General features: G+C 64.5%; 15 protein-coding genes. All 15 read left to right on the top strand.

The genetic code is table 11. From position 1 onward, the window contains the following. Window positions 1–112: 112 nt before the first annotated feature. The 15 genes from PHA8399_RS00900 to PHA8399_RS00970 all read left to right on the top strand — a co-directional run bounded on the left by PHA8399_RS00900 (window position 113) and on the right by PHA8399_RS00970 (window position 13,781). Window positions 113–1,366: a sarcosine oxidase subunit beta family protein gene (locus PHA8399_RS00900; RefSeq protein WP_058284330.1), complete on the top strand. Its 1,254-nt coding sequence runs from the start codon at window positions 113–115 to the stop codon at window positions 1,364–1,366. 90 nt (window positions 1,367–1,456) lie between these two features. Next, window positions 1,457–1,726 carry a sarcosine oxidase subunit delta gene (locus PHA8399_RS00905; protein ID WP_058284331.1) on the top strand — a complete coding sequence of 90 codons (270 nt, stop codon included), beginning with the start codon at window positions 1,457–1,459 and terminating at the stop codon, window positions 1,724–1,726. Further along, window positions 1,723–4,668, top strand: a complete 2,946-nt coding sequence (locus PHA8399_RS00910; protein WP_058284332.1) for a sarcosine oxidase subunit alpha family protein — start codon at window positions 1,723–1,725, stop codon at window positions 4,666–4,668. The genes PHA8399_RS00905 and PHA8399_RS00910 overlap by 4 nt, the downstream gene beginning before the upstream one ends. Beyond that, window positions 4,661–5,206: a sarcosine oxidase subunit gamma gene (locus tag PHA8399_RS00915; protein ID WP_058284333.1), complete on the top strand. Its 546-nt coding sequence runs from the start codon at window positions 4,661–4,663 to the stop codon at window positions 5,204–5,206. Before PHA8399_RS00910 ends, PHA8399_RS00915 begins: the two co-directional genes overlap by 8 nt. A 37-nt stretch (window positions 5,207–5,243) precedes the next feature. Beyond that, window positions 5,244–5,582: a hypothetical protein gene (locus PHA8399_RS00920; protein WP_058284334.1), complete on the top strand. Its 339-nt coding sequence runs from the start codon at window positions 5,244–5,246 to the stop codon at window positions 5,580–5,582. Window position 5,583: 1 nt separating this feature from the next. Further along, entirely contained in the window at window positions 5,584–7,581 is a 1,998-nt protein-coding gene (gene dnaG / locus PHA8399_RS00925) for a DNA primase (protein WP_058284335.1), read from the top strand. A 133-nt stretch (window positions 7,582–7,714) separates the two neighbouring features. Beyond that, window positions 7,715–9,703 (top strand): RNA polymerase sigma factor RpoD, encoded by a 1,989-nt coding sequence (rpoD, locus tag PHA8399_RS00930; protein ID WP_058284336.1) that lies wholly within the window; start codon window positions 7,715–7,717, stop codon window positions 9,701–9,703. A gap of 84 nt (window positions 9,704–9,787) precedes the next feature. Further along, window positions 9,788–10,399, top strand: coding sequence for a hypothetical protein (locus PHA8399_RS00935; RefSeq protein ID WP_058284337.1), 612 nt, complete (start codon window positions 9,788–9,790; stop codon window positions 10,397–10,399). Between the two features lie 34 nt (window positions 10,400–10,433). Beyond that, a complete protein-coding gene (locus tag PHA8399_RS00940; protein ID WP_058284338.1) occupies window positions 10,434–10,862 on the top strand; it encodes a thiol-disulfide oxidoreductase DCC family protein in 429 nt (142 codons plus the stop codon). Next, window positions 10,859–11,404 carry a DUF4166 domain-containing protein gene (locus PHA8399_RS00945; protein WP_058284339.1) on the top strand — a complete coding sequence of 182 codons (546 nt, stop codon included), beginning with the start codon at window positions 10,859–10,861 and terminating at the stop codon, window positions 11,402–11,404. The genes PHA8399_RS00940 and PHA8399_RS00945 overlap by 4 nt, the downstream gene beginning before the upstream one ends. Window positions 11,405–11,488: 84 nt before the next feature. Continuing rightward, a complete protein-coding gene (locus PHA8399_RS00950; protein WP_058284340.1) occupies window positions 11,489–11,785 on the top strand; it encodes a hypothetical protein in 297 nt (98 codons plus the stop codon). A gap of 106 nt (window positions 11,786–11,891) precedes the next feature. Beyond that, a complete protein-coding gene (locus PHA8399_RS00955; RefSeq protein WP_058284483.1) occupies window positions 11,892–12,293 on the top strand; it encodes a hypothetical protein in 402 nt (133 codons plus the stop codon). A 127-nt stretch (window positions 12,294–12,420) separates the two neighbouring features. Continuing rightward, window positions 12,421–12,831 carry a hypothetical protein gene (locus PHA8399_RS00960; protein ID WP_058284341.1) on the top strand — a complete coding sequence of 137 codons (411 nt, stop codon included), beginning with the start codon at window positions 12,421–12,423 and terminating at the stop codon, window positions 12,829–12,831. 47 nt (window positions 12,832–12,878) lie between these two features. Then, window positions 12,879–13,304 carry a hypothetical protein gene (locus PHA8399_RS00965; RefSeq protein WP_058284342.1) on the top strand — a complete coding sequence of 142 codons (426 nt, stop codon included), beginning with the start codon at window positions 12,879–12,881 and terminating at the stop codon, window positions 13,302–13,304. A 60-nt stretch (window positions 13,305–13,364) separates the two neighbouring features. Then, window positions 13,365–13,781 carry a secondary thiamine-phosphate synthase enzyme YjbQ gene (locus tag PHA8399_RS00970; protein ID WP_058284343.1) on the top strand — a complete coding sequence of 139 codons (417 nt, stop codon included), beginning with the start codon at window positions 13,365–13,367 and terminating at the stop codon, window positions 13,779–13,781. The last annotated feature ends 42 nt before the right edge of the window (window positions 13,782–13,823 follow it).

Consider the following 13,823-nt stretch of genomic DNA (forward strand, 5'->3'; position numbering starts at 1 on the left):
CAAGTTGAGGGTTTGGGCTAGGAGCTGCAGGCGAAAGCAGGTAGCAATGCCGCCAAGGCCCGGGCCGGCAATTTTCCGGGTGCGGACAAGTGATTTGACGGGGAGGGACGACATGCGGTTTTCGGGCTGGCGTGTGCTCCGGGAGGGGCTCACCGGAAACAAGGGGTGGAAGCCCCATTGGCGGGATCCTGAACCCAAATCCGAATATGATGTGGTGATTATCGGCGGCGGCGGCCACGGGCTGGCAACCGCTTATTATCTCGCCAAGGAGCATGGCATCACCAATGTCGCGGTGCTGGAAAAGGGCTACCTCGGCGGCGGCAACGTCGGCCGCAACACCACTATCGTAAGGGCCAACTATTACCTTCCGGGAAACTCCGAATTCTATTCCCACTCGCTGAAGCTGTGGGAAGGGATGGAGCAGGACCTGAACTACAACGCGATGATGTCCCAGCGCGGTATCATCAACCTGTTCCATAACGACGGCCAGCGCGATGCAGCCGTGCGCCGGGGCAATGCCATCGTCAACCAAGGCGATGACGCGGAGCTGCTGAGCCGCGAACAGGTGCGCAAGCTGGCGCCGTTTCTGAACTTCGAGAACAACCGCTTCCCGATCATGGGCGGGCTGATGCAGCGCCGCGCCGGAACCGCGCGGCACGACGCGGTGGCCTGGGGCTATGCCCGCGGTGCCGACATGCGCGGGGTGGACCTGATCCAGAACTGCGAAGTAACCGGGATCGACGTGGAAGGCGGCAAGGTGGTGGGGGTGCAGACCGTGCGCGGCCCGATCCGGGCGAAGAAAGTGGCGCTGGCGGCTGCGGGCCGTTCCGGCCAGGTGGCGGCGATGGCGGGGCTGACGCTGCCGGTCGAAAGCCACGTGCTGCAGGCCTTTGTTTCCGAAGGGCTGAAGCCCATCGTCGATCACGTGATCACCTTTGCCGAGGGGCATCTTTATATCAGCCAGTCGGACAAGGGCGGGCTGGTGTTCGGCAGCTACCTGGATTTCTACAGCTCTTATGCGGCGCGGGGAAACCTGCCGATGGTGGAGCATACGATGGAGACCTTTGTGGCGATGGTGCCGGCGGTCAGCAAGGCGCGTCTGCTGCGCAGCTGGGGCGGCATCATGGACATGACGCCGGATGGCTCCCCGATCATTGATCATTCGCCTATTGACGGGCTCTACCTGAACTGCGGCTGGTGCTATGGCGGTTTCAAGGCGACGCCGGGGTCGGGCAGCGTTTATGCGCATCTGATCGCCACGGACCGGCCGCATGGTGCTGCCGCCAGATTCAAGCTCGACCGGTTCCGCAGCGGCGCTGGCCTGATGGATGAGGAGGGGACCGGTGCGCAGCATAACTTGCATTGATCGTGCCTGCGCCGCGGCAGGGGGCGCTGCCCCCTCGGCCTTGCGGCCTCACCCCCGGAGTATTTTTGCAAAGATGAAAGGGCGCCGGTCATGAGGATTACCTGTCCGCTCTGCGGTGAAAGGGACCGCCGCGAATTCTATTACAAGGGGGCCGCGCTGGTGCGTCCGGCTGAGGGCGCGGATCTGGACGTCTGGCATGGTTATGTGAACCTGCGGGAAAATCCGGCCGGGCCGCTGGATGAGCTTTGGTACCATGAGATGGGCTGCAATTCCTGGCTGAAGGTCACGCGCGATACCGCAACGCATGAGATTCTGGCGGTGCAACTGGCCTCCGAGGCCGGGCTGGGAGGTGAGACATGAGACTTCCCGGGAAAGGTTTGAACCAGGGTGCGAAGCCCATCACCTTTGCCTTTAACGGCCGTCACATGACGGGGCTGGAAGGCGACACACTGGCGGCAGCGCTGCTGGCCAGCGGCGTGCATCTGGTGGGGCGGTCGTTCAAATACCACCGCCCGCGCGGCATTTTGACTGCAGGCAGCGAGGAGCCGAACGCGCTGGTGACCATCGGCACCGGCGGCCAGCAGGACCCGAACGTGCGCGCCACCCAGCAGGAGCTGTTTGAGGGGCTCGAGGCGCGCAGCCAGAACTGCTGGCCCTCGGTTGAGCGCGACGTGATGGCCGTGAACGATCTGGCCGCGCCGTTCTTTGGTGCGGGGTTCTATTACAAGACCTTCATGTGGCCGGCGGCGTTCTGGGAACAGCTCTATGAACCGCTGATCCGCAAAGCGGCAGGCCTTGGCGCGCTGTCGGGCGAGGCGGACCAGGACCGCTATGAGAAGGCCTTTGCCTTCTGCGACGTGCTGGTGATCGGCTCCGGCCCGGCCGGGCTGATGGCGGCGCTGACTGCGGGCCGGGCCGGGGCGGATGTGATCCTGTGCGAGGAAGACAGCCGCATGGGCGGGCGCCTGCTGGCGGAGCGCGAGGAGGTTGGCGGCAAGCCGGGCCATGCGTGGGCGGCAGAGGTGCTGGCCGAGCTGGAGGCGATGGGCAACGTGCGGCTGATGACCCGCACTGCCGTCACCGGCGCTTATGACCAGGGCACTTACGGCGCACTGGAGCGGGTCTCTCACCACCTGCCGCGGCGGCATTCGCTGAAGGGCAGCCATCTGCCGCGCGAGTGCTTCTGGCGGATTGCGGCCAGGCACGCGGTGCTGGCAGCGGGCGCCATCGAACGCCCGGTGGCGTTCCGCAACAACGACCGCCCCGGCATCATGATGGCGGGCGCGGTGCGCGCCTATCTGAACCGCTGGGGCGTGGCGCCGGGGGAGCGGGTTACTATCTTCGCCAACAACGATCAGGCGCACCGGACGGCGCGCGACCTGCATGACGCGGGCGTGCATATCGCGGCGGTGATCGACAGCCGCCACGAGGCGCCGGATGGCGGCCCTTACCAGGTGATCAAGGGCGCGCAGGTCTGCGACAGTGCCGGGCGTCAGCGGCTGGAAAGCATCACCGTGCGCTCAGTCAAAGGCGAGGAGAAGATCCAGACCGACTGTTTGGCGATGTCCGGCGGCTGGAACCCGTCGGTGCATCTGACCTGCCACCTGAACGGCCGTCCGGTGTGGAAGCGCGAGGCGCTTGCCTTTATCCCAAGCGAAGGCGCGGTGCCGGGCATGGTTGCCGCAGGCGCCTGCAACGGCACATTTTCCACCGCAGGCGCGCTTCGCGAGGGCGCGGAGGCGGCTGCAAAGGTTCTGGAGGCGCTGGGCCTGAAATCCTCCGCCGCCGATCTGCCGCAGGCGGAGGACGACCCGTATCGCATCGCCGCTTTGTGGGCGGTGCCGGGTAAGGGCCGTGCCTGGCTCGATTTCCAGAACGACGTGACCGTCAAGGACGTGAAACAGGCGGCCACCGAAAACTTCCGTTCCGTCGAGCACATGAAGCGCTACACCACCCAAGGCATGGCGGCCGATCAGGGCAAGAACTCCAATGTTGCGGCACTTGCGGTGCTGGCGGATGCCACCGGGCGGACCATCCCAGAAACCGGCACCACCACCTTCCGCCCGCCGTTTGTGCCGGTCGCCATCGGGGCGATGGGGGCAGGGGCCGCGGATGAAGGCTTCAAGCCGCAGCGTTTTCTGACCTCGCATGGCGAGAGCGACACCCGCGGGGCGCATCAGGTGGAGGTGGGCCTGTGGTACCGCGCCGCCTATTTCCCCAAGCCGGGGGAAACCAACTGGCGCCAGTCCTGCGACCGCGAGGTCACTTTGGTGCGCAATGCGGTCGGGATTTGCGATGTCTCTACCCTGGGCAAGATCGACATTCAGGGCGCCGATGCGGGCAAGTTCCTGGATTTCCTTTATACCAATACCTTCAGCACCCTGAAGGCGGGCAAGGTCCGCTATGGGCTGATGCTGCGCGAGGATGGGTTTGTCATGGATGACGGCACCACCGCGCGGCTGGGCGAAAACCACTTCGTGATGACCACCACCACCGCCGCCGCGGGGCAGGTGATGGCGCATATGGAGTACGTCAGTCAGGTGCTGCGCCCGGACTGGGATGTGCGCTTTACCTCGGTGACCGAGCAATGGGCGCAGTTCGCCGTGGCCGGCCCGAAATCGCGGGAACTGCTGGACGGCCTCTTGGATGAGGAGGTGAATGGCGAGACCTGGCCCTTCATGGGCTGCGGCGAGGCCACCCTTCTGGGCGTGAAGGGGCGGCTGTTCCGGATTTCTTTCTCGGGCGAGCATGCCTATGAACTTGCCGTCCCCGCGCGCTATGGCGAGAGCCTGTTCCGCGAGCTGCTGAAGCGGGCCGAGGCGATGGGCGGCGGTGCCTATGGCATGGAGGCGCTGAATGTCCTGCGGATCGAGAAGGGCCTGATCACACACGCGGAGATCAACGGCACCGTGACTGCGTTTGATCTGGGCCTGCAGGGGATGATGTCGACGAAGAAGGACTTCCTAGGCAAACCCATGTCGACCCGCGAGGGGCTGATGGCCGAAGACCGGATGCGCCTGGTGGGCCTGAAACCCGTGGGGGCGGCCAAAGAGATCACCGCTGGAGCGCATCTGTTCACGCCGGGCGACTCGGTGGAGCGGATCTATGACCAGGGCTATGTCACCTCGGCCGGCTATTCGCCGACGCTGGGGCACCCGATCGGCCTGGCGTTCCTGAAAGAGGGGCCGGACCGCATTGGCGAGACCGTGCGCCTGGTCGACCATATGCGGGGTGCCGACACCCTTTGCGAGGTAGTCTCGCCTGTGTTCTTTGATCCGGAAGGAGACCGTGCCCGTGGCTGAACTGATTGCGAAAAGCCCCTGTGACGGGCTGCTGCCGGTCACCGTCGGCGGCATGAGCCTGACGGAGGAGGACCCCGGCGCCATGTGGGCCGTGGCGCCCTTCAATGGCGAGGATAAGGCGCTGAGCCAAGCGCTGGAGGCTGCCCACGGCATGGCATTCCCCGCGGCAAACCGTGCGACGGGCAAGGCGGGCAGCCGGGCGGTCTGGTTCGGCCGCGGCATGGCACTGCTGATGGGGCCTGAGCCTGACGCGAAGCTGGCCGAGCACGCGGCGCTGACGGATCAGAGCGACGCTTGGGCCGTGGTGAGGCTGGAGGGGCAGGGCGCAGAGGATGTGCTGGCGCGGCTGGTGCCTGTGGACCTGCGGGCCGCCGTGTTCAAGCGCGGCCACACGGTACGCAGTGAGCTGAAGCACATGATGGCCTCGGTGACCCGCACCGGCCCGCAGGCGTTTCAGATCATGGTGTTCCGCTCGATGGCCAAAACGCTTGTGCATGATTTGAAAACAGCCATGGAAGCTGTCGCGGCGCGGGGGTAACCTCTGGGGATCACCAACTGATTCCCGGAGCGCATCTATGATCCGCATCGTCCTTGCAGCCGCCTTGCTGGCGGCGCCGGCCTATGCTTCTGAAAGCAAAGAACAAAGCTGTAAATACCAGGGCCAGGTCATGGCCGCAGTGCAGCAGGCGCGTCTGGACAGGGTGCAGCAGGAAGATGTGGAGCAGACCATTCTGGGCAGTGAGCCGGAATGGCCCGCGGCCTATTCCAAGGCGATCCCGCAGCTGACAAGCCACGTCTACGCGATGAAGCGGCGCGACCTGAAAGGCACCGACCTCGGCGCGCTGTTCGAACAGCAGTGCCTGCAGAACTGGGATCAGATCCAGGCGATGCAGAAACAGCTGAAGTCTAACTGATATGTCCCTGCCACCCGGCTTTCTGGATGAACTGCGCACCCGCATCAGCATTTCTGATGTTGTCGGGCGCAAGGTCATGTGGGATCAGCGCAAATCGCAGCCGGGCAAGGGCGACTACTGGGGGCCGTGCCCTTTTCATCACGAGAAAACCGCATCCTTCCACGTCGAGGACCGCAAGGGGTTCTATTACTGCTTCGGCTGCCACGCCAAAGGCGACGCGCTGAAGTTTGTGCAGGAGACCGAGAATGTCGGTTTCATGGAGGCGGTGGAGATCCTGGCCGGTGAAGCGGGCATGGAGATGCCCAAGCGCGACCCGCGCGCGCAGGAGCAGCAGGACCGCCGGACGCTGCTGGCCGATGTGATGGAGCAAGCGGTCCAGTTTTTCCGCCTGCAGCTGAAAACCAATGCCGCCCGCGACGCGCGCGCCTATCTGCAGCGCCGCGGCCTGACGGCGCAGGCGCTGGACCGCTGGGAAATCGGCTTTGCCCCCGATGGCTGGCAGAACCTTTGGGATGCGTTGCGCGGCAAGAATGTGCCCGAGGACCTGATCATCGGGGCGGGCCTGGCCAAGCCCTCGAACAAGGGCGGCAAGCCTTATGACACCTTCCGCAACCGGATCATGTTCCCGATCCGCGATGCGCGCGGGCGGGCGATTGCCTTTGGCGGGCGGGCGATGGACCCGAACGACAATGCCAAGTACCTGAACTCGCCCGAGACCGAGCTGTTCGACAAGGGCCGCAGCCTCTATAACCACGGGCCTGCGCGGGCGGCTTCGGGGCGCGGTTCCACGCTGATCGTGGCCGAAGGCTACATGGATGTGATTGCGCTGTCGGAAGGCGGGTTCCAATCCTCCGTCGCGCCGCTGGGCACCGCGATCACCGAAAACCAGTTGCAGATGCTGTGGCGGATGTCGGATGAGCCGATCATCGCGCTGGACGGCGACACCGCTGGCATCCGTGCGGCCATGCGGCTGATAGATCTGGCGCTGCCGCTGTTGGAGGCCGGTAAATCCCTGCGTTTTGCCATCATGCCCGAGGGCAAGGACCCCGACGACATGATCCGCAGCGAAGGTCCGGAAGCGGTGCGGGCGGTGCTGGATCAGGCGATACCGATGGTCAAGCTTTTGTGGCGGCGCGAGACCGAGGGCAAGGTTTTCGACAGTCCCGAGCGCAAGGCGGCGCTGGACAAAAGCTTGCGGGAAAAGATCAGGCTGATCCGCGATCCCTCGATCCGCAAGCACTATGGCGAAGACGTCAAGGAAATGCGCTGGCAGCTGTTCCGCGGCAGCCGGGGCGGCGGCGAGGGCGGTTATCAGCAGCGCGGCGGCAGGGGCGGCGGCTTCCGCGATGGCGCCCGCGCGTCCTGGAAGCCCGGCAAGGGGTTTGGCGTGATCCCGCAGCCGCGCGCCACCACCCGGGCCTCGCTGGTGGCAGGCGCCGACGACGAATCCTTTGCCGCCATGCGCGAGGCGGTGATCCTGGCGACGGCGATCACCACCCCGGCGGTGATCCCGGAATTCGAAACCAGTCTGGAGCGTCTGCAATGCGCCGACCCGGATCTGGCGGTTCTGCGCGACATGGTGCTGCGCCACGGCATCGACGCGCCGGATCGCCTGCGCGAGGAAATCGACTGGTCTTTGGGGCCTCATGCCCTTGAAAACCTGTTTGGCCTTCGCCACGTTGCAATCATCCCTTGCCTGCGCAAACCCGGCGACACCGAACTGGCCAGCATGACCCTGGCCGAAGAGCTCGCGAAACTTGAAGCGCTGCGCGGATTGGATGCGGAACTGGCAGAAGCCGAAGAGGATTTGCATGGCCTTGCCGATGAGGCGCTGACGTGGCGGCTGCGGCAGGCGGCGGAGGCCAAGAATAAAGCGGTGCGCAGCGAAAACGAGGACCAGGCGCAGTATGACGTGGGCAAGAATGGCGCGCGGCTCAACCGGGATGAGCGTGATGCCTTCGGCGCCCTTTTGGACCGGATTGGCTTTTCAGAGAAGTGACACGCAGGGGTGATTCTGCGTTTTGCTAAGGAAGAGCACAGGAAAATTGGGTAAACGGGGTGACGAATCGGATGATCGCGCACATGATTCGCGTGATTCGAACTGCCCCGCAGCCCCTGAGTAGGAGCAATGAATGGCCGCCAAAGACACCGACGACCGCAAACCTGACGATCAGGACGCCGAAATCTCCCTTGATATGAGCCAGGCTCAGGTCAAGAAGATGATCGCGGAAGCCCGCGAAAAAGGCTACATCACCTACGATCAGCTCAATCAGGTTCTGCCGCCGGATCAGGTCAGCTCGGAACAGATCGAAGACGTGATGTCGATGCTCAGCGAAATGGGCATCAACATCATCGAGGACGAAGAGGCCGAGGAAGAAGAGAACAAGGGCGCCACCGACCTTGTGACCACCGAAGGCCCGCGCGAGGTTGCGCTGGCAGGCGCGCAGACCGAGAAGCTGGACCGCACCGACGACCCGGTGCGCATGTACCTGCGCGAAATGGGCTCGGTCGAGCTGCTGAGCCGCGAGGGCGAGATCGCGATTGCCAAGCGCATCGAGGCCGGCCGCAACACGATGATTGCGGGCCTGTGCGAAAGCCCGCTGACCTTCCAGGCGATCACTATCTGGCACGACGAACTTCTGTCCGAGGACATTCTCCTGCGCGACGTCATCGACCTGGAGGCCACCTTCGGCAACCAGCTGGACGAGGACGGCGAGGAAGAGACCCCGGTGGTCGACGCTTCCGCGGTGCAGGCCGCGGCCAAGCCGGCCAGGGAGGAAGGCCCGGAGCTGGACGCCGACGGCAACCCGATCTCCACCGACGACGATGACGACGAGGACGATCAGGCCAACATGTCGCTGGCCGCGATGGAGGCTGCGCTCAAGGACCGGGTGCTGACCACGCTGGAGCGGATTTCCACCGACTTCGCCGAGCTGAGCGAAATGCAGGACAGCCGGATCTCGGCCACTCTGAACGAGGACGGCTCCTTCAGCTCGGATGACGAGGCGCGCTACCAGTCGCTGCGCTCCGAAATCGTTGAACTGGTGAACGGGCTGCACCTGCACAACAACCGGATCGAAGCGCTGATCGACCAGCTTTACGGCATCAACCGCCGTGTCATGCAGATCGACAGCTCGATGGTGAAGCTGGCCGACCAGGCCCGCATCAACCGCCGCGAGTTCATTGACGCCTACCGCGGCCGCGAGCTGGACCCGAACTGGCTGTCGGAAATGGGCGAAAAGCCGGGCCGCGGCTGGCAGATGTTCATTGAACGCTCCACCGACAAGGTTGAGGAGCTGCGCTCCGACATGGCCCAGGTGGGCCAGTATGTCGGTCTGGACATCTCTGAATTCCGCCGCATCGTGCAGCAGGTTCAGAAGGGCGAGAAAGAAGCCCGCCAGGCCAAGAAGGAAATGGTCGAGGCCAACCTGCGCCTGGTGATCTCCATCGCTAAGAAATACACCAACCGCGGCCTGCAGTTCCTGGATCTGATCCAGGAGGGCAACATCGGCCTGATGAAGGCGGTCGACAAGTTCGAATACCGCCGCGGCTACAAGTTCTCGACCTATGCGACCTGGTGGATCCGTCAGGCCATCACCCGCTCCATCGCAGACCAGGCCCGCACCATCCGGATCCCGGTCCACATGATCGAGACCATCAACAAGCTGGTCCGCACCGGCCGCCAGATGCTGCATGAGATCGGCCGCGAGCCGACCCCGGAAGAGCTGGCCGACAAGCTGCAGATGCCGCTGGAGAAGGTCCGTAAGGTGATGAAGATCGCCAAGGAGCCGATCAGCCTTGAAACCCCGATCGGGGACGAGGAAGATTCGCAGCTGGGAGATTTCATCGAGGACAAGAATGCTGTGCTGCCTCTGGACAGCGCCATTCAGGAAAACCTCAAGGAAACCACCACCCGGGTTCTGGCCTCGCTCACCCCGCGCGAGGAGCGGGTCCTGCGGATGCGGTTCGGCATCGGCATGAACACCGACCACACGCTGGAGGAAGTCGGCCAGCAGTTCAGCGTGACCCGCGAACGGATCCGCCAGATCGAGGCCAAGGCTCTCAGGAAGCTGAAGCACCCCAGCCGCAGCCGCAAACTGCGCAGCTTCCTGGACCAGTAGATTGAGAGGCGCCCCGCGGGGCGCCTTTTTCTTGCCGGATTGACCTGTATTCTCCGCGGCATATTAGCTTAGGAATTTCAGATCATGTTGTTCAGGTTCGTATTTGCCGCATTGGCGGCAGGCACAGTATCCGCGCGGGCGGAATCCCCGGATTTCCATCAAGTTCCGTTTCTTTCGGACGCAGCCAGCGCGTCTGTTCAAAGAGACTATGAGCGGGTTCGGTGCAAGCAGACCTATATGGTCGCGGTGTCGCCAAACGGCCATTGGGCCTCCCGCTGCAGCGGCAATAAACTGTCGTCGACGATTACCAGTGCCGTCCTGCAAAAGTGCGAGCACAGCGCCGGCCAGCCTTGCGGCCTGGCGATTGCAAAGGGGCGGAACCTGCCCGGTTGGCGAGCGGTGTCCTCGTTGGTTTATGCAGAAACGGTCAGTCCTGAAACCATCCCGTTTGTGGCCGGCCTGCGCGGCCGGGATGTGGTTGACCGCTACACTGCAGCCCGGCGGAAAAAGGCGCTTGCGCTGAGCAGGAACGGTGCCTGGGCCGTTGCGTCCGGGCGGCTGACAATGCGTGAGGCAGAGCAGGCTGCGCTTAGTAAATGTGAAGAAAATGATGGTAACCGTAGGCGGTGCTTCTTGTACGCTTCTGGCGATGATGTGGTGTTCGGACCCGAGACGGATATCTATCCCGAGCGCTGATCAACGCTGGAGCCAAAATTGGAAAGGCCGTTCCATGACCGCCGGTGACCCGCGTCAAAACCTCATCGTCTTCGACGGCGAATGCGTGCTGTGCTCTGGCTTCTTCCGTTTCATGCTGCGCCATGACCGGGCGGGGCGGTTCTCTTTTGCCACCGCGCAGTCGCCGCTGGGGCAGAAGCTTTACCGGGATCACGGTCTGTCCGCAGATGAGTTCGAGACCAACCTGGTGATTATCAACGGTCGCACTTACCAGCGGCTCGATGCCTTTGCCGCGGCGATGCGGGCGCTGCCCTGGCCGTGGCCGGTTCTATCGGTCTGCCGGTTTCTGCCGGGATGGCTCAAGGATCCGCTTTATTTCAGCGTCGCCCGCAACCGCTACCGTCTGTTCGGCCGCTATGACCGCTGCATGATCCCCAGCCCGGAGGTCCGCGCCCGCTTTGCTGCCGGGGGCTTTGGCACATGAGGGACGCCTTTGGCGAGATCATCGCAGCGCAACGGCTGGAGGTGCCGCCCGCCCTGCTGCGGTTCCACGCGCAGCCGCCGGAGCGCAGCCAGGGCGTTGTCACGGTTGAGGGCGGCAACGGCTGGGCACGGCTGCTGGCCGGTCTGGCAGGGTTTCCGCCGCCGATGCCCCGCACCCGCTTCCGGCTGGATGTCGCCCCGCAGGGCAGGGGCCATGTGTGGCAGCGCAGCTTCGGCAAGTACCAGACCCGCTCGTGCCTGCGGTTTGATCCGCGCAAAGGGCGGGCCGTGGAACGCTTCGGGCCGGTGGAGCTGGAACTGGCGGCCTCGGTCCAGCAAGGCGCGCTGGTGGTGACGGTCGAGAGGGCGCGGCTGTTCGGCCTGCCGCTGCCCCGCGCCCTGTGCCCGCAAAGCGCGTCGATGGAGTATGAGACGCCGGAGGGGCACCTGGGGTTTGACATCTCCGCCAGCCTGCCGCGGATCGGCCTGCTGGTGCGCTACAGCGGCCACATCGTGCTGCCGGAGCTGGACGTCAGGCGTTAACCATTTGGTAACCCTGGCGTTGTTCCGGGCGGCGGCGGCGCGTAAAATCCCGGGTATCGCCAAAGGTCTTCCGGGGGGAAGAAGATGTCTGAACACGCCGATATGAATGAGGCGCTTGCCGCGCTGACGGACAAGCTCCGTTCGCTCAACGATCTGGTGACGGCCAACCAGTTCATGGTCGAGGCGCTGGCGCAGCAGGGCGGCACCCTGCAGCAGTTGGACGCCAGCAGCTCCAAGGCCATGCTGCGGCGCCAGGCCCGGGTCAGGTTCCACCCGGAAACCGGCACAGCGCCCAACGCGGCCGTTCTGGCCGTCCTGGAGGAGGTGCTGGGCCGCCAGCAGGAAAGCGCGGAGATCATTCCGTTCCCGGTTCGGGCCTGACATCCGCCTGCACACATCTGCGAGAGCAGGCGCCCCAGCCCGCAAGCGGCGCTTGGAGCCCTTGCCGCCAATCCCTATGCTGAAAGAAGCAAAGGGATATTTCCGGATGAGAAACTTCATGTGCGCGCTTGGCCTGGCCTGTCTCGGCGCGGTTCCTGCGGCCGCAGAGCCTTTCCTCGCCAACCGTGGCGTGCGGGTGCTGCCGGTCGATGAAATCATCTACGAGGTGGTGCCCGGCAGATCCGGCGGCACCTGGGATTACTGGTGCGCCGCCGCCCAGTATGCCCGCCGGGAACTGGGGGCAAACTGGACCGACCGTTTCTATGTCGTGCGCGGACGGGACATGAGCGTGACCACCGGCCGCCGCTCATCGGTGCAGTTCACCCTGTACCCCAAGCGGGCCGGCATCACGCCCAAGATCGGCTGGCTGTCGCTTGGCTTCCGCCGCGGCGAAAGCATGTCTGTGCAGCAGGGGTATGGCTACTGCGCGCAGGCGTCCGCGCTCTAACCGGTGCCGCAGGCCCGGGCACGCACGGCAGTGTGACTGGCTTGTGTTTCAAATCTTCCTACCCTTGAGGGGGAGCCGCCCGGCCGCCCGGCCAGGCAGGCAACCTTCAGACCGGAGGGAAGATCACATGAAACCAGCAACCGCCGCCACGGTCCTTGCCGCGTCCTTGATCCTGGCGCTCCCGGACGTTTCTGCCGCCAACGCCAGCCGCCATAGCATCCGGGTCAATGCGGTGTCCGATGGTGTCTTCGAAGTTGTTGCCCGCAGCGGCAACGGCTATCTGTTCTGGTGCGGCGCTGCGGATCACGTGCAGCGCGTGCTGCGGCGGCCCTGGAACACCAGCCTGTATATCTACCGCGGCCTTGGTCCCAGCGAAACCACGGGGCGCCGCTCCGCGGTTCAGTTCACGCTGGACCCGAATTTGGCGGCTGCCGCACCGGCGGGCGGATACGGGTCTGTTAACAGCCTGCAAGCTGGTGATACAATGAGTGTGTTAAGGGCCCATGAGTACTGCTTCGTGCCGTTTGGGCGGCCCTGAAACCAGATTGATCCGCGGCCGCCGCGGCGGCGGGGAAGGGGATTGAAATGAGCATTAAAAAACTGTGGCTGCCAGGGCTGCTGGCATTGGTTCTGGCCGTTCCGGTGCCCGCTTCCGCCTGGCGGGCGATCAACCGGAACGAGGTGCTGCCGGTCTCCGAAGGTGTTTGGGAGGTGGTGGCCCGGAGCCGGTCCGGCGCACAGGACTACTGGTGCAGCATCGCTGACTTCGCCATCCGCCAACTGCGGGCGCCGGTGAACCAGCGGATTTACGTCTGGCGCGGCGAGGGGCCTTCGGTCAACCGGCCGGGCCGCAAGGCGGTGCAATTTGCCTTTGGCCTGCCGCCGGGGGTGCCTGACCGCTCCGGCAGCCTGTCGCTGAACGTGCGGCAGGCGGGCGACAGCCTGCGGGTGACGGCAGCGCAGACCTATTGCTATGACCGGCTGCCCGGGCGCGACCGCTGGCTGCCGTAACCGGCGGTTTTATGAGCCGCCTCAGTTGCCTGCCGGTCCGGTTTGCGCCAAAACTGCCTCATGCATCATGAATTCACCATTCCGACGCGGGGGCAGGGCCTTTATGAGTTTTCTGCCGGGGTACAGTCCTGGGTGGCCGCAAGCGGCGTGCGGGACGGCCTGCTGACGCTGTTTGTCCGCCACACATCCTGCTCGCTGCTGATCCAGGAAAACGCCGACCCCGAAGTGCAGACAGACCTGCGGGCGTTCTTTGCCCGGCTGGTGCCGCCCTCGAACCATCCGTCGATGTCTTACCTGCGCCACACCTATGAAGGCCCGGACGACATGCCTGCCCATATCAAGGCAGCCCTGATGCCGGTGAGCCTGACCATCCCGGTGGCGGGCGGCGCGCCGGTTTTGGGCACCTGGCAGGGGGTCTACCTGTTTGAACACCGCGATGCCCCGCACCAGCGCCGGGTGGCGGCGCACTTGGCGTAACCCTCTTTATCTAGCGGCGGGAAATCACCTCTACCCAAATTC

The sequence above is a fragment of the Leisingera aquaemixtae genome (assembly GCF_001458395.1).
Lineage (GTDB): Bacteria > Pseudomonadota > Alphaproteobacteria > Rhodobacterales > Rhodobacteraceae > Leisingera > Leisingera aquaemixtae.